Here is a 22,609-nt window from a genome sequence, read left to right on the forward strand (position 1 = left end):
GTCCCCTTCCGCACTAAAAACACTTTGTCTACCAATTTACCCTCGCTTTGATATAATTTACATTACATAATTTCTCAATCGCTTTAATTTCATTTTTACTACAATCACCATTTTTTCTTATAATATAAACTTCATAAACTGTTCCATCACGTAACATTGGAATATCAGTTGTCACTGGTTCTCCAAACTTATAAACATATCAAAAAATTATTATTCTCTTACGAACTTAAACCTGAAAAACAACTATTATCAATTTTTTTGAATTTATATTAACATCAATAGATCATACTAAATACTTCTTAACTATATTTATTATTTTTTCATTTTTCGTTCTTTCAGCAATATCTAAAACACTACAATTTCTTACATATTCGTTTGAATAAGTTACTATCAAATTCCTGTAATTTTTCATAAGTTCCTCTACAAGAAAGGCATTTGAAAAACGAATCGCACTAACTAAAGGATTATCTTTCATCTCTCTACTGTTAATAACAATACCTTCATCTATTAATTTTTTTGCAATTATATTGTTGTTCTTTTTTATTGCCGTCATAAGTTCCAAACCGTCAAAAGCATTAATATCTATACCATTTTCAATAAGCCAAAGTGCTTCCTTTTCTTTCCCTTCTGTGATTGTATAATTAAGTAACGAACCTTTAGGGACAACTATATTTATCAAATCGTTATTCAAAATATAATCTTTAAAGCCTTCAAAATCTCCTGCCAATTCCAATACCTTAACTATTTTTTTTAAATTTTCTTCGTTTTCTCCCCAAAAGTTTTTTTCCGAATAATTTAAATAAAATTCCTGATATTCTTCAGAATCAAAAGTCGGTCCTGTTAAAACTGCATCGACAAATTCTATTGGCGGTATATATTTTCCATTTAATATATCATCTATAATAACATTTGGCGCCGCATATCTTATTTTCTTTTTTAAATCAATGATGCGTATTTCTCCAAACCCTTTTACATACTTTTTTCCATCAATCTCTGTTTCACGACATACACCATTCAAATCGCTATTTAATGGATTCTCACAATATAAAGTCAGCTTTTCTATGAATATTGAATCAAATGTCTCTTTACTTTCCACTGTACTATCAAAATTTACATTCCACCCAATATTGTATGCATTTTCAAAATGTTGATAACAATACTTTGTCATATCAGAATTCATTATTCTCTCTCCTCGTATACAAATCAGATATTTATATAATTTAACATAAAATAGCACTCACCAAAAGAAAAGTATCTATCATTTCGCGTTATAAGCAACCAAGTGCTTCTAATAATAATTTGCTTCTTTCGCTAAAACACCAACCACATATTGTAATGTCACTTGATTTTATAACTGATTTCAATTCTTCTGAGCTCAATTTACTTACATCGTATATTTTTATATTTAGTGAATCCCCCCATACTTTTAAATCTTCGTTCAATAATTGTTTTCCCGAAACACCATTATACTCGCTCAGTAATGATCCATCTGGTCCTCCATGCATACCAGAAACTATTGAAATATCTCCAGAAGATTGATTTACAATTTCCGCAAATTGACTTTGTCTTATATTCCCTGTCGAAACATATACACTTTGATTACCACCAACTTCTACCTTATAAAATGTAGGTTCATTATAAAATCTTGCATCCTCTATAGCTGCCAAATTTTCAATGTCATAAAAATCAGATATGCAAGAAACCTCATTTCCGTTCATATCAAATGAATACTGACCACGATATGCCGTTTTTTTACCAGTCCTTAGTTCATCTATGCCTTTAAATACAAAGTGTATTGCCACACCAGTAAGAAAATCTGCCCCCATCTGTTTCCAGTCAAACGCATACGCTAGTTTCTCCTCTATAGACATGTTGGAATCAACAAGCGCATACATTCCTCTAGTCAGTACACCACTTCCAAGATCTACCAGCCCTTCTCCAACCCAATTTAATGCTGGAAATGCCGCACCAATTGCGCCAGTAATCGCCCCAGTAACCATGGAAATCTCCATATCTCTAGTTGCTTCTCCCAGACTTCTGACATTTCCACTGGAGTAATCATTCACCGCTCCTACAACTGATGCTGAAATTGCTCCCATTCCTGCACCAAACAATGCACCTGCAACAACTGTTCCTATCCCCGGCAAAAATACAGCTAAAGCTATGCAGGCGGCTCCTACCGCAAGACCCATTACAAGATTTCTTGCAAATCCGCCCCAGTCAAATTCACCCTTCTGAGGTGCATCCTCATATGGATCATACCCCTGATATACCGTTCCCGCCAGACCTGTTCTCATGCCCAGCATATCCACACTGCCGTTCACACAAAGACTGGATGCCCCTTCTGCATACAATGCCATGATATCTGACATTCCCTGCATGGCAATCCCTGTCATGCTCTCCAGCCGGATTCCTTCTTTTGCCATCAGAACAAGCCCGCCATTGCTTTCTATGGTAGTCCCCGTTTCATCCTCAAATGTAATCTTTCCCGTTTCACCACCATCCAATCCCATTCGCTGCGGATACAGATCCATTCCTTTTCCGTGCTCTGACCGGAAACTTTTTTTCTCGGGACTTCCCGTCCCCTCACAGGTACTTCCATTGGTACGGATACACCCTGTTGCTATTCCCTGCGCCTCATCTCCATTTCCTATATATAATGCTGTTTTCGTTCCCTTCTGTGGCATACAGTACATCAGGTTACCTGTCACCGGGGCAAATCCATAACGGTTTCCACCCGCCGCAGTCTTGTCAATGTCAAATGCTACTTCTACCTGCTCTCCCTGTGTTCCGACAATGGATCCGACAAATGACATTCCCGTATAGTCCGGGTTATCCTCCCATGGAATCCACGTATAACTGTTTCCCGCAAGGCGGTATGTAAAGATGACCTCCCCTCCTGCCAGTTCTGTTTTTTTCCGAGAAACAAGCAGCTCCCTTCCTTCATATGTTACTCTGTCCCCCAGCGACAGGCTTGTCCTCGTAACAACATCATAACAAATGAAATCTTCCCTATCAACAAGGCATTTTCCACTGACTGCATAATATCTCCCATCAAAACAGAGATCACAGGAAATGATTTCTCCCAATTCCCTTTTTTCACCTTCCGGCAATCCAAGGTAAAAGCGGGGATAATAATAGCTGGTATCCGGCACTAATGGAAGCCCAAGCTGGGACGCCATTCTTTTCAGAAATCTCCAGTCTGTTTCCTGATACTGTATCAGTGTCCCTCCTGTTCGCATGTCGCTCCCCGGCAGTATGCAGGCGCAGTGATCGGTATCGGCTGTTACGGCACTGGCAATCCCCATATAAGTCTGTACTTTTTTCTGAAATACCCGGTTACTTTTTTTCTGATCTAAAAGAATGGTTCCTGACACAGCCTGTATGTCTGCAATCCTGTATCCTCTTTCTTCTTTGATTTCCACCTTTTCCGGATATCCGCTGAACAACGCTCCCGCAGTATTCCCCTGCCCCAAAAGCTGTATGGGTGCATTCATGCTGTTTATGCCTGTCTCGTTTTCTGACAACAGAAGTCGAAAGTTTCCTCTGGCATGTTCCCCTGGCACCTCCCATGTCTGAAAATCAAGGATCTTTTCTCTGGCAAAGGAGCTGGTAAATTTTAAATCGGAATATTCAATTTTCCTTTGTAATCCTTCTGCCATAAACCTCTCCTATTCTTCCTGACCTGATGAAATGGGTTCTATTAATCCTCCATAGGCACAAACAAGAAATGATCTCTGTGTCAATGCAGACAGCTTATCTCCTTCACTTGTTGCATCTGCGTTATTTCTAAGAATTTTCTCTGACTCATATACATCCTTCCATGTTCCCACAATACAGGGTGTACATGGATATCCTTTTACATTCTGCCCATCTTCTGTCTGCAGAATAATTTTATCCGCGTCCTCATCTTCCTCCTCTCCTGTGAAAAAATTTTTTATTTTTTCTGCAGTCTTAGCAAGCCATGATTTATTTAACGGATTCTCTTCGCTTTGGCAAATTCCAAAAGATGGAATATTTTTGTCATCCCCAACCTCACAATCTTCTTCGTGCATCATAGGCTTCCCGTTTGTATACACCCCATGGCATATTGGCAGATTCAGTTTCCTTTTATGTGTTCCGCAGCTGCAGTACAGCTCTGCTCCCCGCACTAGGTACGGAAACTGGATCTCCTCGCCTTTCTCCAGCTCCAGCTGCGCAAAGCATGTATTATATACTTCATTTTTCAAATATTGTCTTATCACCAATTATCTCTCGTCAAGAATATGTACTTCGTACATATTCTTGACATTTGATATCCTAGGAACCTTTGCATAATAATTTTGGTCATTCTCCAACTCAAACCGGACCAACTTAATCTCCTGTTCCCCCCAAAAATTTTTTATATTATCTATATAATCCTCAATATCTTCTTTATAGTCAATTTGTATAATGTATCCTTTATCTACCAATAAGTTAACAAGAATTGTTCCTAAAAGTATTGCTTTTTTCTTATCATCCTCATACATCTCTAATGTATACCAAATTTCACTCAACTTATATTTGTTCCAAAACTCTTCATCTTCTAATTTGTCATAATCCATAATGGCTGTATTTACCATATTCTGGAATTGTGCAGGAACAATACATTCCAATTCCCGATTTGATACAATCCCTTCACCAGTCTCATCTTTACGCCTATTCTTCTCCACTGTCTCTATCGCTTTTACAGAAAATCTCTTGTTCGATTTATAATGAGCCAAATCATATGGATAATGACTACTGCTCTTTAACTTCTCGTCATTTAATGCCAAAATCTTTGCTAATGCAGCTGACTCAAAACTCCATAATCCCACATATCCAACTTTTTTATGTGCGGTCTTCCACCCATAACTAGCATGTCCCTCTAGCCACTCTTTTTCCACATATTTCTTTAATCTAATATTGGCCGCCTCCCGGTTTTCTGCTGCCAATTTTATAATTTCCAGTGTTTTACTATACGGGCTTTCTTTTTGAAACTGTGAGGAATTTATATTCCTCTCCCATCCGCATGCACTTACAAGAAAATCAAACAAAATATCATCCTGTTCTTCTTCGTCTGCTTTTTCTATCAGCTTCTGCATCTCTTTCGCTGATATTTCAAGCAACATTCCTATAGAAAAAAACTGAATCATATGAACATAGCCAATCCTTCTATAGCCGATATCTGAAATCATTTTTACACCAAGCAAATACATTTCTTCAAAGCTGTCACATGATAAACCCAATGAATATTTTGCACAAATCGAACTATAAATCATCTGAAACAGCATCAATTTCGTATCATAAATAATTTCACTATTTTCCCTTGGATAGCGCTGTATTCCATTTTTAATATCCTCTTGTAATACAACAATTTCCTCAATATTTTTTCTAATATAATTTTCATTAAGTATAATTTTCTTTTTTAAATAGTCCTCATTACATAAAGTGTCTCTCATTTGACGTCTCCTTCTCTTTCTATTACACTATAGGCGTTTGCGAAACGCCACAAGCCGCATAAATACGGCATTTTTTTGTTGTTAAAATAAAATATCTCCTCAAGGTTTATGGTAAAATAGAGTTGCGAGAAACTATCAACCAATCCACCTAAAGGAGATATACCTACATGATAACACATAAGCAGCTCACTTTGGCAGAAATTTTTGATGATTGCCAAAATAAATTCGACAATGACAAATACCAGTTCCTTTCACTTCTTGATGAAACCATTAACCTTGATGAAATTGTTCCTGTTTCTTTTGTTTCTCATTTTCACGCTTCAACCGGAAGACCTCGCAAGCACCAGCTTTATCCAATGCTCAAAGCACTTCTGCTCCAGCGTATTTTCTCAATCCCGACTGACACACTTCTGATTGTGTTCTTGAAATACTCTCAGGAACTGCGTGACTTCTGTGGCTTTGATGTTGTACCGGATGCCTCAAAATTTACCCGTTTTAAACAGGATTTCCTGATGGACTTACAATCTATGTTCAATCACATGGTTGATATGACCGAACCGATCTGCCAAAAACTTGACCCTCATCTGGCAACTATGACTATCTTCGATACCTCTGGCATTGAAGCCTGGGTAACTGAAAATAATCCAAAATACGCAAACCGTATTATCAAACAGTTAAAAGCTTTTGCAAAGGCAAACAACCTTGATAAAAGCTATGATCCTTATAAGGCTGCTTATGGTTCCATGCCTACGCATGCTGCTTCGAATCAGGCAATCCAACAGATGTATATCAATGGACATTTCTGCTATGCCTATAAGTTCGGCATTGTAACCAATGGGCTTGGCATTGTCCGTGATATCACTTTCTATAACAAAGAGTTCCTAAAGGCTCATCCGGATATCGTTGTGGAAAAGAAATCTGACTCTCCTGATGAGGATAAATCTCTTGCCGATTCAAAGGCCCTGCTTCCTGTTCTGATTGATTTCTTTCAGAAGCATCCGCTTATCGCCCCTAAGACTTTTCTTGGTGATGCTGCTTTTGACACGATTGAAATCTACAAAGCCCTTTTCGATGAAATTGGATTTGAAAAAGCATTTATTCCTCTCCGTGTAAAACTTTCTATGGAAGATAATGGTTATACCATTAACGAAAATGGTGTTCCCTGTTGTCCGCATGATTCTTCGCTTCCTATGAAAAGAGAAGGTAGTAAATCACACTTAAAAAGCAAAATTCCTACAATGAAATTTGTCTGCCCGAAAATGAAATGGGAATACAATAAAGCAGATAAAACCAAACGCTGTGTATGCCATTGTGATAATCCCTGCACAACATCTTCCTGTGGAAGAATGATTTACATTTATCCAGAAAAGAATCTTCGTGCCTATCCCGGAGTGGAACGAGGTTCAGCAGAATGGGAAGAAACATATAAAATCCGTGTAAACGTTGAAAAATCTATCAACCACTTTAAAGACAGCTTTTGCGTAGCTAATCGTAAAACCCAGAACGAAAAAACGCTTCATGCCGATTTACTTTTGGCTGGCATAGCTCAACTTGTTACAGTAATTGTTGCTGATAAAATTCATCAACATCAATACATTCGAAGTCTTAAGCCTTTGATTGCTTAAAATTGAGATTTTATAAATTTTTCTGCTTCATACTAACTATGAAGCCTTTTTGTCATGCCCTAAATGAATGACTGCCACCTTCCATTCCAAGAATCCTGCATTGCAGGATTCTATCCTTGTTTTCAATCAAGATTGCGAACTTGTTTCGCAATTACCTACTATTACACTAATTTCTATGGCCAGATTCCGATGATATTTCCCTGCGAATCTAATCGATATGTAACTACATTCCCATCCGCATCTACTTTACTTAGCACCCTTTCTACCTGCCCCTTTTTCAATGCCTCCATAATTTTATATGCTAATTCCTCATCTCCGTCTACAGCGTCTAAAATCCTATTGTTTCCAGTAACACTTCCTAGCAGCCAATCATCTGACATCTGTTTCCCATCATCTGTCTTTCCTAGTTGCGCCTTACCAAACTTCGCCTCATCAATGATATACTCAACATTTGAATTCTGATTTAAATTTTCATACAATCCATCAATACCCTTTACTATTTTGTCATCTGGACATGAAGGTGCATTTCTCCCTACAGATTTCAAATCATATCCTGCATCTTTAAGCCCCTGATTATTAACCAAATTATCATCCGCCTTAAATTCGCCAAAATTTCCTTTTTGCTTTGAACTAGCATTTATAACATCAAATCCCTCAAATCCATTGCTATGCCGTAAATCGGAACCGGAAATCTCAGTTCTTACGCCATTCGGTAAATTACCATTTTGCTTAAATGTGTCACTGCCTTTTGCCGACTTTGAACTGATACCCTGGGCATCAAGATTATTGAGTTCACTCCCTCCTCTATTCTTCCATCCACCCGGCAGTTTTTTCGCAATCCCGTCAACCGCCTCGCCTATGAAAACACCTGTCACAAAATCCACAGCCATCTGCCCCGGATCAAAGATATACGCAAGCTTTTCTTCCAGCGTCATGTCCCCGTCCAGTGCCGCATATGCGGCGCGCTCCACAGTTGCCACTGTAGTATCCACACCGCCTTCCACCAGACGGTTCATCCCAGGAAATTTCACCCCGATGGCTCCCGTGATTGCACCGCTGATGGCTGCAATCGCCACATCTCTTATGGCTTCCTCTGCACTCCGCACATTCCCGCTGCTGTAATCGCCAACCGCTCCTGCCACACTTGCGGAAACTGCACCGATCCCTGCTCCCATCAGCGCTCCCGCTGCTATGGTTCCGATTCCCGGAAGCAGAAGGCTCATTGCGATGCACGCCGCACCGACTGCAAGTCCCATGACAAGGTTTCTCGTAAAACCTCCCCAGTCAAATTTCCCCTCCTCCGGGGCGTCTGCATACGGCGCATAGTTTCTGTATGTACTGCCTCCCAGTCCCGTAAGAGCGCCCATCATGTCCACACTGCCGTTCACACAGAGGCTCGATGTTCCTGCCCCGCAGAGTACCATGATGTCCGACACTCCATGCACGGCGATTCCCGTCATGCTCTCCAGGCGGATTCCCTCTTTTGCCAGCAGGAGCAGACTCCCGCTGCTTCCCAGAAGCGTTCCGCTCCCGTCCTCCATCGTAAGCTTTCCTGCTTCCCCGCCGTCCATTCCCATGCTCTGGGGATACAGGCTCATTCCCTTGCCGTGCTCCGAGCAGAAGCCTTTCTTTTCCGGGCTGCCCGTTCCCTCGCACGAAGCGCCGTTCGTCCGGATGCAGCCTGACACCACGCCCTGCGCCTCGTTCCCGCTTCCCAGATACAGCGCCGCCTTTGTCCCCACCTGCGGCATGCAGTACATCAGGTTTCCCGTTGCAGGGGCAAAGCCGTAGCTGTTTCCCCCTGCCGATGCCCTGTCCATGTCAAATGCCAGCTCCACGCGTTCCCCGCATGCTGCCGTCACTTCCCCCACGAACGACATCCCCGTGTAATCCGGGTTCTCTTCCGGTGCAACCCGTGTGTAGCTCTCTCCCGCAAGGCGGTAGGTAAACAGAACCTCCCCTCGTACCAGTTCTGTTTTTTTCCGGGAAACCGTCAGCTCCCTGCCTTCGTATGTGACCCTGTCACCTAACGACAGCCTTGTCCCCGTGACCACATCATAGCAGATGAAATCCTTTCTATCAACGGTACATCTCCCGCTGACCGCATAATAACGCCCGTCAAAGCAGATCCCGCAGGAGAGAACCTCCCCGAGCTCCTTTTTCTCCCCCTCCGGCAGCCCCATGTAAAACCGCGGGTAATAATACCCCGTGTCCGGCACCAGGGGCAGTCCCATCCGGGACGCCATTCTCTTGAGGAATTTCCAGTCTGTCTCCCCGTACTGGATGAGTGTTCCGCCCGTCTCCCGGTCGTCCCCGGCGAGAATGCAGGCGCTGTGCCCCGTTTCCGCCGTGACCGCACCCGCAATTCCGAGGTAGGTTTGCCTCCTGTCCTGGAATACGCGGCTTCGCTTTTCCATATCCAGAAGCACTGTCCCTGACACTGCCTCGATTTCCGCAATCCGCCAGCCGTGCTCTGTCATGGTCTCTGTCCTCTGCGGGTATCCGCAGAACAGGGCTTCTGCCCGGTTTCCCTCCTCCCGCAGCTGCACGGGAACATTCCTTTCACAGACAACCGGCGCTTCTTCTGACAGGAGCACACGGAATTTTCCCCTGGCATGCTCCCCGGGGGCTTCCCGTATCTCAAATCCCAGAAGCTTTTTTACTGCAGACACCCCCAGAAACTGTAATCCGGCGTATTCTGTTTTCTTCTGTACCCCCTGTGCCATAACCATTCCTCCCTGTCATTCCTCCTGACCGGATGTCACCGGCTCGATCAGTCCGCCATAGGCACAGACCAGGAAGGATCTCTGTGTCAGCGCACACAGCCGGTCTCCCTCATCTGTTCCGTCCGTATGATTCCGGACAATTTTTTCCGTCTCATATGCATCCTTCCATGTTCCCACAATGCAAGGCGTGCAGGGATAGCCTTTCACGTTCTGTCCGTCCTCCGTCTTTAGGATGATCTTTTCCGCATCATCCGTGTCCTCCTCTCCGGTAAAAAAATCCTTGATCTTGTCCCCTGCTTTGGCAAACCATGATTTGTTCACCGGATTCTCTTCGCTTTGGCAAATTCCAAAAGATGGAATATTTTTGTCATCCCCAACCTCACAATCTTCTTCGTGCATCATAGGCTTCCCGTTTGTATACACCCCATGGCATATTGGCAAATTTAATCTCCTTTTATGCGTCCCGCAATTACAGTAAAGCTCCGCTCCCCGAACCAAATACGGGAACTGCACCTCTTCGCCCTCCTCCAATTCCAATTGGTCAAATAATGCCTGCAGCTCCATCTCATGCTGTTCCTGTGCACTTTCTGATATACCATTTAACTCTTCTGACGATTTTTTCGCATTTCCTGCCCGTGTCACCAATGCGCCATTCGCAAAATTATCTCCTTTTGACATTCAGCTCCTCCTATTCCACCTTAAGCTCTGCTAGTTTAATTCCTTTTGCACCTCTTCGCAAAATACTTTCTATAAAGTCCAACCGGCAGATGAGATAGTCTTTTTCTACTTCTGCCACTTCAAAAACCGGAGGTACATATTTTATCTTCTCTTTATCCAATATCAATTCCTGAATCACAGAATAATCATTATTAAAAACGGTTTCTTCTGAAAGACAATGATATTGGGGATACACTGGCATATAATAAATTTCTGCAAAGCCGTTCACTCCATCAAGCAAAACCATTTCTTTTCCCCTGACCGGCACTTCATACATTTTTGATACATCCCAAAACATTTTTGACACCAGCAAAAACGGTTTTTCTATCACATCAGAAAACAGTGTATGCTGATTTTCTTCCAAAAAAAGAATGGTTCGCTCCGGTAACTTCGCCAATTCTCTTCTTTGAACTGCCTGATAATCCAGTCTCTCCATCCAATTTCGAATCCTCGGCACCGGATTCCCTGTTTCCTCCCAATTCAGCAGATAATACCTCATTCTTCTCATTCTTCTCTTTCTCCCACAACAACAATCCCTTTACCCATATATTCCCCAAAAGTCACGCTCATGTTCTCCTCAGCCACTTCCTGAAACAAAGTTTTTGTCTTATCCAAAACCTGTGGCAATATTTGTTGAAAAAACTGCGCCAGTAAATACATATAATTTAACAGATAGCCGTCTATAAACTGCTGCAGCTCATATGTCTTTATCTGTGGTATCTTAAAACGGATTTCTTTTTTTAAGTACTCCACGTCCTGTAACAGGTACCCTGTAACAAATTCCGGTTTCCAGTATGTACAGCATTCTGCACTGTCCAAATAAAACTCTTTATCGTATAAATCAATTCGCAGCTCATAATTTTCTGTCAATACACTGCTTTGCAGATAGCTGATCCCCATTGTGCAAATCTTTCCTTTTCTATCAGCTTTTTGCATTTGCTGTGCTTTTTGAAACACTACCTGCAGCTTTTCTTCCAAGCCTGTCAATATTTCTGTTTCCCCATCCTTATAATTCTTCATCAATTCCGGAAGCTGTCCCATAAATATGGGTTCCATCATCCCTTTCCCGATTTCCATGATCTGCTGCTGTCTCTCCGTCATATCCTTTTCCCCTTAACGTCCTCATACAAAGTTTTGCTATTTTTACCCAGACCTCATGCTTTCCATAAGGACAATTCATACTTCCTGTCAGTGTCCGCTCGGTTGCTGCATAAAACAGGAAATTATATAGCTTTCCTCCTGCCGCATGATTGGAATATTCCATCCAATGAACCCTGATGCCGTTAATGTCCTCCTCCCCTTCCTCATAAAAAATGATTTCCGGTAAAATTCTTCTCCATGCCCGCTTGCAGCCCTGGCAAATTTCTCCAAGCTGTCCCGGTTCCACTGATACATCAAGCAGTGAAAACGTAAAATTAACGCTTCCGTTTTGTGTGCTTTTAATAATCTGCGGCTTTGGGTCAAATTCATATTTTTGTTCCACCAATTTTTCCGGTAAATCTTTCATAAAAGCCGGAATCTTTATACTGGTCGCTTTGTCTGACATTACTACCGTTTGAAGATATTGCTCCGGCAGATCTCTTTCCAGATCAATCTGCTTATCAAGAACCTTTTCTTTCCTCTTTTTACGCTCACTTAATATCAGTTCATCAAGAAATTTTTCCATTATCGTTCCTCTGTATTACTGCATATTTACACGTCCGCCCTGCACATTGATATCATCCGCAAGCTCCAGCATGGTGTTGCCCTGCTGAAATGCAATCTTTTCAGGCGCAGACATTTCCACTCCCTGCTCCATGCTGATAATTCCTATATTTTCTTTTGCCCTGATTGTGATACTCTTATCACTTTCTATTATGATTCCTTCATCGTCTATGATCTTGACCGACATCCCATTGTTATTTGTGAGAATCAGCCGGTCCGGCTGAAACAAAACTTCTTTTCCCTGCTTATTCTTTATAGACTTCTCATCCGGATTGCTGCGTGCCGAACTGTCAGATGACTGTTCATTCACAGAACTATTCACATATGCCTCAGCTTCATTCTCATTTGGGAAATAAAGACGGACACTATCACCTTTCTCCGGCATACAATACCAGCCGGTCCCATCAGGCGAAGAATAGATTGTAGAATAAGCAAACCATTTCTGTCCTGCCCATCCTCCTGTTTCATCCTCCATCAGTACAACTTTTACTGTATCCTTCTTTACAGATGTCACGTTTCCCTTCAAGGATGCACCAATAATCTTCTTGTTGCCATACGGCATCTGCCGTAATTCTCCCTTGGTTTCCAGCAGATAGTAGTTATATATTTCGTTTCCTTCCCATTTCCGCTCCACTTCTCCAACAACATAATTTTTTCCAAGGAAGCAAACGGCATCTCCCAGATAAAATATTTCCCGAGTCTTTACTTTATACGCCACAGCATCACTTTCCGTCATGCCGCAATTCTTCTTTATCTGATATTCCCCAATCAGATTTACGATGGAATACGATTCATAGGATAACAATTCACGCCCCGCTTCTTCTATAATTCCAAAAGTATATTTCACACCGGCGCTCTTCTCATTTGCCATTAATACAGTATTTTTTTGAGCTGCCAGACGCTTTGCAAATTCCCAGTCTGTCTCCTTATACTGAACAACCATTTTTCCTATGTTTCCTGCTTCCGTTCCCATGAGAAGCTTTCCGTCAGCGTATCCCTGTACTATAGTTTCAAGTATTTTCTGACAGGAAGTGGTCCCATTCTGATACACCCCAATATGCTCTCCCATATCCATCTTACCTGTCCCCGTTTTTAAAAGTGCCGTCAACAAAAATGTGTCCGCCTCCGCATGGATTCTCAAATCCTCGATATACCCGCAAAATAAAATATTTTTCCCTTCGGTTTCATCATAAAACCAGATATGCGCCCATGTTTCTTCCGATATCATAGCCATTATCCGATTTTTTTCTTCCGCAGATATATAACCGGATATCTTAGCGCAGCCATGCTGATTCTTTTTTAATATGCTTTCAAATTCCACCAATGATAGAATCTGAAACGGAGATGTCTCAATACGAACTGCTCTCATTGCTGCTCCTCCTCTACCTTCGTAATCGTCCTAATACAGTACATTGCGATTTCTTCCCACTCATCCTGCATTCCCAAAATGCAGTTAAATGAACCATACAGCAGTTTTCCTTCTAATGGAGTAATAAACATGATATTAAAAATATCTGCATCAATCGCCATTGTTTCATATGCAAGCCATGCTATTTTACCGCCATCATTCCGTTCACCATATTGTAATTCCTGAAATTTTGCATTTACATACACTTGCTTCATGCTTTTAACAAATCCCTCTGCCGCCTTGTTTAACTGCCCCTCTGCAAGCGTCATGTCCATTAAATGAAATGTAAAATTAACCATGTTATTCTTATCCATCAATATTACCGGCGGTCTGTGCTTTGATGGATATTTCTTTTTGGCAACATAATCCGGCATATCCTTAAATCCTTCCGGAATTAAAATTTCCATCTGTTTTCTAAACAGTTTTACCTTCTCATATACCATTTCCATCGTCTCCACCTCACTCTACATAAATCATCTTTCTATCATAGCCCTTTCCATGTCCAGTACCTCTGTGCCTTAATATTCGTTCCATCTCTGCATAAATCATATTGTTATCCCATTCAGATAAAATTTTTTCGCTTTCCTTCCTGCCTTTATCCTGCAAATACCTTATAATAGACTGACGCTCTATCTTTCCCTTGCTACTTGCAATCATATATGAAAAAGCAAAATCAGAAGTCTCCTTCTCTTTCGCATTCCAAATTTCTTCTCCAAACTGCTTAACCACCAACGGATGCAGCGTTTTCTCCCCAATTCCCGCCACCGTAGCACAGATCAGATTTACCGTATCGTACTCGGTTGACATATCCGCAAAATTCTTATAACTGTCACGCAGTGCCGAACCTTCCCGCAGATAGAAGCGGCACATTTCCATCTGGTTCTCGCCCAGTTCCAGCTCCTCATCCAGAAAAAATCTGACACGGTATGCCTTGTAGTCTAAATTTGTATCATCCTCCAAAAATTCGGCTTTCAAAACCTGCCACCTGTTCTTGGGCTGATAAGCTACCTCTTCCTCTTCCATCAGCAAATAGATAAAATCGTGAAATTTCAACATCCCTTTCCCGATGACAAGCCGACCATCTTCTGCATGTATCTCACAGCCCTTTAACAGGCCATCCGTATAATCCGCATAATACAACTGCCATCCTGCATAGGTGTAATCCCTGATATCCCACAAACTTTCTTTTTTCAAAATACGCCTGCCCGCAAACACCGGAACCCTGATTTCCATGAAACTTCACACTCCTATTTCTTCCCGTCAAAAAAACTGTTCACCCAGTTATCACTCTCGAAACTGAAAAATTCTGCTTTCCCCAGATAAAGTTCATCCATTTCACAGTAAACCGGAACAACCTGAAATCCCCATTCCTCCTGTTCTGCCCATACGAAGAACTTCACATCTCCATTCTCAATACTGTCCGTCTCTTTCTGTAGAATATGGGAACCATAAACCGCCTCAATCTCCTCATAGCTTTTCTGTGAAAAATCTTCTTGCCTGCATACATACTGAAAACGGCAATGTTCCTCCCCGTCCGTATTTTTCAAATACAGCGGAAGAATCAAATCCTCCATATTCCTCGAAATAGTTCCCGCCGTATCCCAGTCTTTAAAACCATCCACCAGTACCACTTCTTTTCCATTGTGGGTATAAGCGGTAATCCGATAGGGGAGCACAGCTTTTCCATTGTTCAGGTGAATATCTGCCAGCCCATATTTCCGGTCACGCAGATATTTCAGCGCCCCGTCCACACAAGTCATCTTTAATTCAAAATCTGCCGCATCAATATTCGCCCTTTTCCGAAACTGTATCATTCTCCCCGGAACGAACTCTTTTAACGCATCCTTGAACAAATCAATCTTGCAGGACTGCCCCGTCAGCTTAATAAAGGAAAAATCCTGTATTCTTCCGCTGTGGTATAATTCCTCCATAAATTTCTGTACAATGCCGTATATCTCGCCGGATAACAGCAGCTCTATCTCAAAATAGTTCATCATCACTTCCGGTATCATCTTTTCCACTGTAAGGCTGTTCCCTTTCCAGAAAGACAGTTTCCATTTATCCAATAAAACAGTATTTTCCCGCTGTCCTTTTTGTTCCGAAGTAACTGTGACCTCCAATGCTCCGACTTTTCCGTAAAATAATTTTTTTATCTGCTCTGCTGTATTGAACAAGGTATAAAAATTATTTTTCACCTTGTAATACTCGCTGCGGTTATATCTTTCAAAATCGGCAAAACGCGTCGGAAGTGTCTCTTCCGCTTTTTGATATTCCTGCTCTAAATACTGATAAAACTCCTTTACTCCATGCGAATCAATAAAACGGTAAATATCCGTATCCATGTATTCCAGGATTTCTTTCACACTGCTTACATTCTGATTTCCAGTTGCCCGCACCAGTGCGATTTTCAATATCTGCATAATGCGGTACGTTATGTTATTTCCGCCAAAGTCCGTATCGCCGTTTTCGTATGTAGTTTCCATATAGATTTTGTAAGCGGCTCTGCGGTCCTGAATACGAAAACGATAAGAACATAAATCTGTTGTCCCTCCTCCACAGTCTATGATAAGCGCTTCATATTCTTCGTTTTCTTCCAAAGTATCCTGCTCTAACATATTCGAAATGGTGTTATATAATACAGCCATTCCCTCATCTAACATAATCTCCTGATTGATCATATATTCCGGCAGTATTTCCCGGAACATTCTGCGGAAATAATGCTTCTGCTTCACCGGACTTGAGATATGTACCTGAGAAATGCGGCATTTAAAACGGTTCTCCGTTTTTCTTATGATATACAGGAAAAATCGACGTAAAATCTCCGCCCGCTTTACCAGCCTCCGCCGTCCCTGTCTGTCAACAATTTCTTCCTCTTTCTCGTATTCCCCAATCCAGCGTTTCACATCATAAAAGACACAAAAACCCTCGTCTACATAACTCGCATTTGCCAGCCTTATGGCATCATAACCGAACAGCAGCTTATCGTCTTCTTCCTCCACTGCCAATACTCCTATCACGCTGGGTAATAGCATACTTTCCCCTGCGCCGTCCTCAAAAGCTGTATAATTTATCTCATTTTCCCTGCAATTTTTTACCGCAGCCTGCTCTCCGACATTTTCAAAATAAGCAGAATCCAGATACACCCCGGCAGTGGTATTTACAGAACCAAAATCAATCGCCATGGGCAGCATCAGTGTGACAGGTTTTCTCACCACAAAATCAATCAGTGGTATACTGTAAACCTCGATGTGCTCCGGCAATATTGTGTGCTCACCATAATACAAATGATACAAGCTCTCCGATGTCTGACGTCCCATACAGAAAATTCTGTAATCTTTTCTCTGTGTCTCCCGTATCTCTAACTCCGCAGCCTTGGTCAGATACAATTTTTCCTGTCTCTCTCCGTGCTCTTTGAGATTTAAAATTGCACAGAGTGTCATATCGCTTCCCATTAAAAAGGCATTTGTTCCTGACAGTTCTTTCTTATAAGGAATGGTATAGCCGTCATAATACTCGATGGACAGTCCCTCATAAGCTAAAATCTGGGACTGGCAGTATAATTCTTTGCAAGGCTTTATCACAATTCTGGTCTTTTTTAAAAATTCCTCTACCCGCTCTTCTCCCCCTTTTTTCTTGTCACAGATAAAGAAGTCCTGTCTTTTTCCCATATAACGCATAATGGTCTGGATCAGTTCTTCTTTATCGAGAGGGTGTATGACACCGTTCATGATTTTTTCACGACGGCAGATTTCTCTTAGCTGATAGGTCGTCATCAACTCCAGTTCTGATTTTTCATATTTTATTTCGTTTTTCATCGTATCTGTTCCGGTCGCCTTCATACCTATCACCTCCGCCTCTATATTAAAAGTACCTTATCTAATATCATAGTTTCTTCTACTTCCAAAATTCCGAAATGTTCCTGATAAAAAACTTCTGTCCTCACTCCTATCGGTAAAAAAGTGTCTAATAAAAATTGAACCCTTTTCCTTTCTTCCTGCGTTTCTGCACTTCCAACGTAAATATAAAGTTCATTGGCACAATCCATGCTTTTATATATAATAGAGTCTTGATATATCTCTTGAAACAGCCACTTGAAAATCTCACGATAGTTACGAGAAGATATGACATCCATGAGCGCCAATACAATATATTTTTTTTCATAGGATGAAAATAACTGTATAGCCGCCTTTGCCTTCCTCCCAAACTGCCCGCTTTCCAATTCCTCCACCAGGAACTTAAAATAATAATCCTTCCTGCTCATGCCCATCCTTAAGTCCGTCAGCGCCAGATAATGAAATACCGCATCCACAAAGATTTCCTTTGTTTTTCCATATTCTTTCTGATTAATATCCAACACCCCGCTGAAAATATCAAAAAAGCGGTAAAATGGATTCACCTCTACGGCAGTCTGCTCCACTGTCTGCGTATTTAAATCGTAAAAGGATACCTCCAGATACGGACTTCGTACCTCTGGCACCTCATACTGCAAATCAGCTTCCCTGATTCCGTTTTTTTCCGCTGCCAGCACAACCTCCCAGATATACTGCATAAAATTTAAACTCCTTTGTCCTATGTCCTGTCTCCCTGTCGTTTTACAAGGCTGTACCGCCTAACATAAAATGGTTAAAGGTGCGAATCCATCAGAATACCAACACACTTATATTCACAGACAGATAGCTGTATCTGTGACACGAAAAAACGTACCATATCTTCGCAAAAGTTCTTTTTCTGTCCCTTTCGTGTGAAATACAATGCCAACGTTTTTCTTGTCTCCATCGGGAAAACGGTATTTCCCAAAAATGGATTCATATCCCCTTCCAGACAGGACTCCGGTGGTGTTTCAAGCACCTCACACTTTTCTAACTCTACATAAACATTATGTTCAAAGCTCTGTACCATCCAAAACAACTCTGTCCGGCTGCCAAGGGAACTTTCCTGCCGTTCTCTGTAATTTTGAAAAAAACTGCTTTTTCTGCTGTTGCTTAACATTTCGCAGGTATACCCATGGGAACTTGTATCTGTCTTTTCAATGAAACGGTATACTTCCCAATCCCGAAAAGATTCTTTCAGCGACGTCATAATAATTTTGTCTTTTTCATGCCTGACCTTAAGAACATCCTCATTGATCCCAAGCATATATCCGCTGTCCAAATCATAGTTTTTTAAATCCAGTTCATGTTCATAATATTTCTCATCCATACACGGGACCATAAATTTACGGCACTGAAATGTGAACTTTTCTATATTCCATAACAGCAGCATATCATTTTTAATATCTTCCTCATAGCTGCCAAAATCTATTTTCAAACCGTTTCCATCCGTTTCCCCGTCCGTATCTATTTCATAAAATCTATCCAGATATCCCGTATTGACTGTTGTCCAGCATATCTTGTTATAGACGAATACCTGATACAGCTCCGACAACGCCTGCTGATAACATTTTGCTTTGCGCACCCGGACGGTATAGGATTTGCCGCTGTCATCGACCCCTTGAAAATCTGCTGCTTTTTCAAATTCTGCTTTCTTTTGATAACTGCCCGCAAAATAGATAATGCAGGGCATTGCTTCCTGCTTCTCCTGCTCCTTATCCTCCTGCAGTAATGCCGGAACAACCGGGTACAGTGTTCCGTTGATAGGGTCATAATCTTTCTGGGTGATAACCGTCATAGAGACTGCATATTTCTCATTTGGAATCTCTATTTCCCGTTTGATTTGATTTTCCAAATCCAGATACCGTTTTTCCATCAGTTCAAAAATGGGCACAAGACCTTCCAACAATATTTCCCTTGCATCCTTCCGTTCGCCTAAATCCTCTATTTCTGTCAGCCTTTTTCGTATGTGCTGCTGTAAATCTGTAATACTTTCCACAATATTTACCCCTCTGTGATCTGCATATCAATATCACTTAAAATCTCCTCAATCCTCTGCACATCTTCATCGCTCCCCAGTTCCTGATAAATCGATTTTGCAGACAGATACTGTGATTTTGCTCCCCACAAATCCCCGGACTGCCGGCAGGCTTCTCCCTGGCTTTCATAGGCAGCCGCCGTATTTTTCTGTTCCTCCTGTTCACTTAACTTTTCTTCTACGGCATCCAATTTTTTCTGTGCATCTTCCTGTCCCGCCGTATCCGCTACTTCACCATACTTGGCAACTGCCATCGTATAATAAACTTTCGCCCCAACATAATCTTTTTCCAGACATGCCTTATCTCCTGCTGCCACCATCTCCGCTGCGGCAACTGTCTGCTGTGCCTGACTGTCTGCTTCTTCCTGTGCCGCGCTCTCGGCATCTGCCTTTTCCTCATAAAGCTTTTCCAGCGAATCCATAGCAGTCTGTTTGCCCTCCGCATCATGTACGGACAACGCGGCTTTTTTTGCCAGCAGATACTTCTCTTCCGCCCCATCATAATCGCCCTGCTCTAACAGGGAATCTCCAAGGTTTATATAATCCTCCACCGACAGGAATACGCTGATATTCTCCAGCTTATTTTCTATGTAATCCGTCCCTACATTGTCCGCATATCTGGTGCGATCCAATGCAGAAAGATAGTATTCTTCGGCCGCTTCATAATCTGCGCTGCTGTAGCTTTCATCTGCCAGTATCACAGTCTCTATCACAAAGGAATATTCCTGCAGACGGTTTCTCATACTGCTGTTTTTCAGCTTTTCTGCCAGTTTCTGCGCCTGCTCGCATTCCTCCTTTGCCCTGACATAATTTCCGGTATTGATATATTCCACCGTATTGGTAAAATGATAATTCATATCCTCAGTACGCTGCACTTTTCTATCACGCAGAAACCACAGCACCACACCGATAACGATTGCCGCTATGACAACAATAAACGTAATCATCACTATTTTTTTTATCCGTTTCCGCTTCTCTGGATTTTGGTATACTTTATTTACAAAAATAACTGCCAGCGTATAGTTGTCCAGATTCTCCGGCTGTCTTGAAAGCAGTAAGTCCTCGATATTATCCACCGTTGTCTGCACTTCGTTGTCAGCTTCTGCAAAGACATCATCCAGTTCCGCCTCGTCCACATTCTCCCAGATTCCCCTTGTATACAGAGCAATCATGTCGGTTTCCGCCAGCTTTATCTTCTTTGAAACCACGGGCTTAAAATTTTTCTGTCCCAGATAGGCATAAAGATTATTCCTCTCTTCATGCTGCATCAACTCATCTTTGGCAATTTTCTCCTGCTCCACCATCTCCTGGGCAAGAGACATATCCCTCGTCTGACGGTAAACCGCCCCTCCCCGGTACATGCGGAGCCTTGTGTTCCCCACATATCCATATCTCATCTTCTGGTAATCCGTTACAACCACTGTAATAGATGCCTTTAACCGTCTGTCACTTTCTTTTCCTAACAATGCCCGGTTTGCCCGCTTTAACAATCTCTTTACAGCCCGCTTTGACAGAGATGGATTTTCCTGAAAACTAAGAATGACTGTCTCAATGGCAAGCCTTGCGCTTTCTACATCCGTGACCTCCGTAATTCCGTCTGCGATGACATAGCAGGCGAACTCATCTAATTCCACATACCCAAAATAATCTCTGTTTTTTAACCTGCTTCCCTCTTCGGAAATAAACCGTGCCTCAAAATCACTGTTCTGTTTTCTCATGTCATTTCTCCAACTCTTATCAGAATTACGCTGGCATTATCCTTATCGCCTTTTTTCTGATTTACCAGTTCCACCAAATCAAATGCCATTCTCTTACAGCTTTTCTTCCGGGCTAAGCAGTCTTCCATCTCTTTCCATGTCACGCTCTCCTGCATTCCATTACTGAAAACTGCCACCACATCCCCTTCCTGTAAGCGAACCGGCTTGTCGTAGAACTGTATTTCCTTAAAACCGTCTTTTCCCAGGTAATTGTAAATTCTTTTTTCCTGCAGCATAGACAGGGCATCTTCTCTTGTCAGAATGCCTTCCACATACTTATCCTGTGCCAGCACATCTACGGTGTGTCCCGTTCCAAGGGGAATCAATTCCTCATTTCGGAATACTGCAATCTTTACATTCCCGACAATCCCGTAAAACAGAAATCCTCCCTGTATCATAACGGCGCTGACTGCCGCCATTCCTCTTCCCTCATCCATCTGTTTTAAAATTTCCCGGTTTGCCGTCTGAAACGCTTTCTTAAAAAAATAGGACGGGTGGTCTGCCATGTTGTACGTTTCAAAAATTTCTTTAAAAACCCGAATGACTGTCTTAGCAGCAATTCTGCCGCCCGCTTCTTTTCCCATTCCGTCTGCTAAAACCGCCAGTAAACCATTCTCATTTTCTTCTATTGTAAAGTAATCCATCTGTATTTCACGGCTGCCGATGGTCTTGCAGGCTCCCGTCTCATATCCCTCTCTGCTGCTCCGGAATACCAGACAAAAACGGTACAAAAATGCAATTCCTAAGAAAGCGCATAAGATACAGACTGTCAGGTACGGGACACTCATTTATCGTCCTCCCACATATAATGCTCCCCGCAGAAAGGAACAAAAAGGAATGTGCTCTCCCCCATCTCAATCACGTCATATGCGCTTAACGGCTGCGGCAGATAGACCGCTTCACCGTTCAGATAGACCAGACCGTTGCTGTCTCCCGGTAAAATCATGTTCTCCCGTTTCTTCGCATCAAATACAATCACCGCATGATTTCTCCGTGCGATTTTGTTATCCCCCAGAATCTGAATATCCATATCATCTGCCCGTCCCACAAAATTCTTTCCGTCCATGACCCGGTAATCTTTGCCTCTTCTCGGACCTTTTACGCATACAATCCAGCCGCAGACCGGATTCTCCTCCTCCAGAAAAAGAATGTCCTCAATTTCTTCCTGCGATTTTTCCACTGACTTTTTTTCTTTCGTGGCTGTCTCAATATTGCAGTACGGACACACTGTTCCATATCTCCTGCTTGAAAAAAGATGTCCGTTCTGACAGCGAATTAAATTTCCACTCATGTTTTTTCCTCCATA

Annotated in this window: 18 protein-coding genes and 1 pseudogene; 1 reads left to right on the top strand and 18 read right to left on the bottom strand. The window is 42.0% G+C overall.

All coding sequences use genetic code 11. The features are described 5' to 3' along the window. Positions 1–283: 283 nt before the first annotated feature. From RIL182_RS14015 to RIL182_RS14035, 4 genes are all read right to left on the bottom strand, one after another. Positions 284–1,180, bottom strand: coding sequence for a DUF7919 family protein (locus RIL182_RS14015; RefSeq protein WP_009860918.1), 897 nt, complete (start codon positions 1,178–1,180; stop codon positions 284–286). A gap of 88 nt (positions 1,181–1,268) precedes the next feature. Continuing rightward, complete coding sequence (locus RIL182_RS21340; RefSeq protein ID WP_009860919.1) at positions 1,269–3,662, bottom strand: hypothetical protein; 2,394 nt, start codon at positions 3,660–3,662, stop codon at positions 1,269–1,271. A gap of 9 nt (positions 3,663–3,671) precedes the next feature. Continuing rightward, positions 3,672–4,229, bottom strand: coding sequence for a DUF4280 domain-containing protein (locus RIL182_RS14030; protein ID WP_242655610.1), 558 nt, complete (start codon positions 4,227–4,229; stop codon positions 3,672–3,674). An 18-nt stretch (positions 4,230–4,247) separates the two neighbouring features. After that, complete coding sequence (locus RIL182_RS14035; RefSeq protein ID WP_006858364.1) at positions 4,248–5,459, bottom strand: PoNe immunity protein domain-containing protein; 1,212 nt, start codon at positions 5,457–5,459, stop codon at positions 4,248–4,250. A gap of 167 nt (positions 5,460–5,626) precedes the next feature. On the opposite strand from RIL182_RS14035, the pseudogene RIL182_RS14040 reads away from it, so the two are divergent. Continuing rightward, a pseudogene (locus RIL182_RS14040) lies at positions 5,627–7,004 on the top strand (transposase). Between the two features lie 253 nt (positions 7,005–7,257). Here RIL182_RS14040 and RIL182_RS14045 read toward each other — a convergent pair. The 14 genes from RIL182_RS14045 to RIL182_RS14110 all read right to left on the bottom strand — a co-directional run bounded on the left by RIL182_RS14045 (position 7,258) and on the right by RIL182_RS14110 (position 22,594). After that, positions 7,258–9,810, bottom strand: a complete 2,553-nt coding sequence (locus RIL182_RS14045) for a hypothetical protein (RefSeq protein ID WP_330370604.1) — start codon at positions 9,808–9,810, stop codon at positions 7,258–7,260. A 15-nt stretch (positions 9,811–9,825) separates the two neighbouring features. After that, a complete protein-coding gene (locus tag RIL182_RS14050) occupies positions 9,826–10,488 on the bottom strand; it encodes a DUF4280 domain-containing protein (RefSeq protein WP_006858367.1) in 663 nt (220 codons plus the stop codon). 10 nt (positions 10,489–10,498) lie between these two features. Continuing rightward, the gene (locus RIL182_RS14055; RefSeq protein WP_006858368.1) at positions 10,499–11,035 is read right to left on the bottom strand and encodes a hypothetical protein; all 537 of its coding nucleotides are present in this window, start codon (positions 11,033–11,035) and stop codon (positions 10,499–10,501) included. Next, on the bottom strand, positions 11,032–11,586 hold the full coding sequence (locus tag RIL182_RS14060) for a hypothetical protein (protein WP_242655612.1): 555 nt from the start codon (positions 11,584–11,586) through the stop codon (positions 11,032–11,034). The genes RIL182_RS14055 and RIL182_RS14060 overlap by 4 nt, the downstream gene beginning before the upstream one ends. Next, the gene (locus tag RIL182_RS14065; protein WP_006858369.1) at positions 11,534–12,193 is read right to left on the bottom strand and encodes a hypothetical protein; all 660 of its coding nucleotides are present in this window, start codon (positions 12,191–12,193) and stop codon (positions 11,534–11,536) included. The genes RIL182_RS14060 and RIL182_RS14065 overlap by 53 nt, the downstream gene beginning before the upstream one ends. 15 nt (positions 12,194–12,208) lie before the next feature. Further along, a complete protein-coding gene (locus RIL182_RS14070) occupies positions 12,209–13,600 on the bottom strand; it encodes a hypothetical protein (RefSeq protein WP_006858370.1) in 1,392 nt (463 codons plus the stop codon). Then, positions 13,597–14,088, bottom strand: a complete 492-nt coding sequence (locus tag RIL182_RS14075) for a hypothetical protein (protein WP_006858411.1) — start codon at positions 14,086–14,088, stop codon at positions 13,597–13,599. The genes RIL182_RS14070 and RIL182_RS14075 overlap by 4 nt, the downstream gene beginning before the upstream one ends. A gap of 10 nt (positions 14,089–14,098) precedes the next feature. Next, positions 14,099–14,872, bottom strand: a complete 774-nt coding sequence (locus RIL182_RS14080; protein ID WP_006858371.1) for a hypothetical protein — start codon at positions 14,870–14,872, stop codon at positions 14,099–14,101. A 14-nt stretch (positions 14,873–14,886) separates the two neighbouring features. After that, complete coding sequence (locus tag RIL182_RS14085; RefSeq protein ID WP_006858372.1) at positions 14,887–17,478, bottom strand: acetate and sugar kinases/Hsc70/actin family protein; 2,592 nt, start codon at positions 17,476–17,478, stop codon at positions 14,887–14,889. Between the two features lie 17 nt (positions 17,479–17,495). Continuing rightward, positions 17,496–18,188, bottom strand: a complete 693-nt coding sequence (locus RIL182_RS14090; RefSeq protein ID WP_006858373.1) for a hypothetical protein — start codon at positions 18,186–18,188, stop codon at positions 17,496–17,498. A gap of 74 nt (positions 18,189–18,262) precedes the next feature. Beyond that, positions 18,263–19,507 carry a hypothetical protein gene (locus RIL182_RS14095; RefSeq protein WP_006858374.1) on the bottom strand — a complete coding sequence of 415 codons (1,245 nt, stop codon included), beginning with the start codon at positions 19,505–19,507 and terminating at the stop codon, positions 18,263–18,265. Positions 19,508–19,512: 5 nt separating this feature from the next. Beyond that, complete coding sequence (locus tag RIL182_RS14100) at positions 19,513–21,264, bottom strand: hypothetical protein (RefSeq protein ID WP_006858375.1); 1,752 nt, start codon at positions 21,262–21,264, stop codon at positions 19,513–19,515. Next, positions 21,261–22,091: a PP2C family protein-serine/threonine phosphatase gene (locus RIL182_RS14105; protein WP_006858376.1), complete on the bottom strand. Its 831-nt coding sequence runs from the start codon at positions 22,089–22,091 to the stop codon at positions 21,261–21,263. The genes RIL182_RS14100 and RIL182_RS14105 overlap by 4 nt, the downstream gene beginning before the upstream one ends. Further along, the gene (locus RIL182_RS14110; protein WP_006858377.1) at positions 22,088–22,594 is read right to left on the bottom strand and encodes an FHA domain-containing protein; all 507 of its coding nucleotides are present in this window, start codon (positions 22,592–22,594) and stop codon (positions 22,088–22,090) included. Before RIL182_RS14110 ends, RIL182_RS14105 begins: the two co-directional genes overlap by 4 nt. Positions 22,595–22,609: the final 15 nt, after the last annotated feature.

It is taken from the genome of Roseburia intestinalis L1-82 (assembly GCF_900537995.1).
GTDB lineage: Bacteria > Bacillota > Clostridia > Lachnospirales > Lachnospiraceae > Roseburia > Roseburia intestinalis.

Coding starts and splice junctions, on each gene's coding strand:
- RIL182_RS14090 (WP_006858373.1), bottom strand. CDS start 18,188: ATGCAGTATATCTGGGAGGTTGTGCTGGCAGCGGAAAAAAACGGAATC.
- RIL182_RS21340 (WP_009860919.1), bottom strand. CDS start 3,662: ATGGCAGAAGGATTACAAAGGAAAATTGAATATTCCGATTTAAAATTT.
- RIL182_RS14070 (WP_006858370.1), bottom strand. CDS start 13,600: ATGAGAGCAGTTCGTATTGAGACATCTCCGTTTCAGATTCTATCATTG.
- RIL182_RS14035 (WP_006858364.1), bottom strand. CDS start 5,459: ATGAGAGACACTTTATGTAATGAGGACTATTTAAAAAAGAAAATTATA.
- RIL182_RS14085 (WP_006858372.1), bottom strand. CDS start 17,478: ATGAAGGCGACCGGAACAGATACGATGAAAAACGAAATAAAATATGAA.
- RIL182_RS14100 (WP_006858375.1), bottom strand. CDS start 21,264: ATGAGAAAACAGAACAGTGATTTTGAGGCACGGTTTATTTCCGAAGAG.
- RIL182_RS14080 (WP_006858371.1), bottom strand. CDS start 14,872: ATGGAAATCAGGGTTCCGGTGTTTGCGGGCAGGCGTATTTTGAAAAAA.
- RIL182_RS14015 (WP_009860918.1), bottom strand. CDS start 1,180: ATGAATTCTGATATGACAAAGTATTGTTATCAACATTTTGAAAATGCA.
- RIL182_RS14055 (WP_006858368.1), bottom strand. CDS start 11,035: ATGAGAAGAATGAGGTATTATCTGCTGAATTGGGAGGAAACAGGGAAT.
- RIL182_RS14050 (WP_006858367.1), bottom strand. CDS start 10,488: ATGTCAAAAGGAGATAATTTTGCGAATGGCGCATTGGTGACACGGGCA.
- RIL182_RS14060 (WP_242655612.1), bottom strand. CDS start 11,586: ATGATGGAACCCATATTTATGGGACAGCTTCCGGAATTGATGAAGAAT.
- RIL182_RS14075 (WP_006858411.1), bottom strand. CDS start 14,088: ATGGAAATGGTATATGAGAAGGTAAAACTGTTTAGAAAACAGATGGAA.
- RIL182_RS14045 (WP_330370604.1), bottom strand. CDS start 9,810: ATGGCACAGGGGGTACAGAAGAAAACAGAATACGCCGGATTACAGTTT.
- RIL182_RS14110 (WP_006858377.1), bottom strand. CDS start 22,594: ATGAGTGGAAATTTAATTCGCTGTCAGAACGGACATCTTTTTTCAAGC.
- RIL182_RS14065 (WP_006858369.1), bottom strand. CDS start 12,193: ATGGAAAAATTTCTTGATGAACTGATATTAAGTGAGCGTAAAAAGAGG.
- RIL182_RS14105 (WP_006858376.1), bottom strand. CDS start 22,091: ATGAGTGTCCCGTACCTGACAGTCTGTATCTTATGCGCTTTCTTAGGA.